Origin of the sequence: Psychroserpens luteus (assembly GCF_015319355.1) — a bacterium.
In the GTDB taxonomy this organism is placed as follows: domain Bacteria; phylum Bacteroidota; class Bacteroidia; order Flavobacteriales; family Flavobacteriaceae; genus Psychroserpens; species Psychroserpens luteus.
Genome location: NZ_JADILU010000026.1, coordinates 1 through 1,154, shown reverse-complemented (window position 1 = coordinate 1,154; position 1,154 = coordinate 1). Strand labels below are relative to the sequence as shown.

Sequence of the window (1,154 nt, the reverse complement as noted above, 5' to 3'; positions counted from 1 at the left end):
CTATATTTTTTAATTTCAGGAAATTTAAACTAAAAAATATACGGCAGACAACACGTGGTATAAATAATGGCCTAAAAAGCAAGTTTATGGAGAAGGCCACTATTCATACCACTAACCATTGGCAAACATTTTATGAACGAACAACAAAGAACAAGCATAGAAGCTTTAATATTAGTTAATGACTTGTCTTTGTCTAATCAAAAAGCAATTCTTACTGAATTAAATTCCCTTCTTATAGAATGTACTCAAGATTTATATGATAATGGAATAAAATTTGAGGATGCAGGACTCTTTGAAAAATTGCTGTTTCAAATAATATTTCATAATGAAACACTTTTAACCCTTACAAGTGGGAAATTAATTGAAATTCGGGATAAGCAAATAAAAATTAATGACCTAACAGCTGTTTACTCTATTGCAAGACTTCAAATTGAAACATTCATTAATTTATCCTACATATTTTTTGTCGACTCTGAATATTCTAAAGAAATAAGAGCATATGTATACAAAATACAAGGATTGAGGAAACAAATTGAGCTGACTAAAAAGCATCCAAAGGATTTTGAACCGATTAAAAAAATGAGGAATGAACTCGCTGAAGAATTAAGGAAAATCCGGAAGTTGGATGAATTCAAAAGAGTACCTTTTACTAAAAGAAAAAGATTTATAAATCCATCATATGCAAGATTAATTAAATTGGACGAAATATATCCATTAATAAAAATTGGTAATATATCAAGAACTCATTCTTTGTATTCAAATCATATTCACTCGGAATATATAAGCGTTCGTCAATTAAAATCTGCGGTAAATGATAATTCTCAATACGAAAGTTCATTTTCGACTGTGTCATTATTATGCTCAAGAATTACATCTTTGGTTATCAAGAATATGGTTGAACAATATGAATTAAAAAATTATTCTTACTCTAAAGCACCTTTGAAACTGAAAAAAATAATTGAATCAATAAATAAATTGTCGAGTGAATTAAAATAAACGATTTGCCAACAACGTATATAATCCATTGCTAGTACTAGCCTACTTACGAAAATCCTCGCGGATTTTAGACTGCACCCAAAAGCTTAGACAAATTTATAATTAATTTTGACAATAATTAGCTCGATATTCAATCGGGCTCATTCCATTTAGATTTA

At 28.7% G+C, this 1,154-nt stretch carries 1 protein-coding gene; it reads left to right on the top strand.

The features are described 5' to 3' along the window. The first annotated feature begins 132 nt into the window (after positions 1-132). Positions 133-996: a hypothetical protein gene (locus tag IM744_RS20555; RefSeq protein ID WP_194510038.1), complete on the top strand. Its 864-nt coding sequence runs from the start codon at positions 133-135 to the stop codon at positions 994-996. Positions 997-1,154 lie beyond the last annotated feature (158 nt).

Excerpts from the sequence above, each read along its gene's own strand:
- IM744_RS20555 (WP_194510038.1), top strand. The coding sequence starts at position 133 with ATGAACGAACAACAAAGAACAAGCATAGAAGCTTTAATATTAGTTAAT.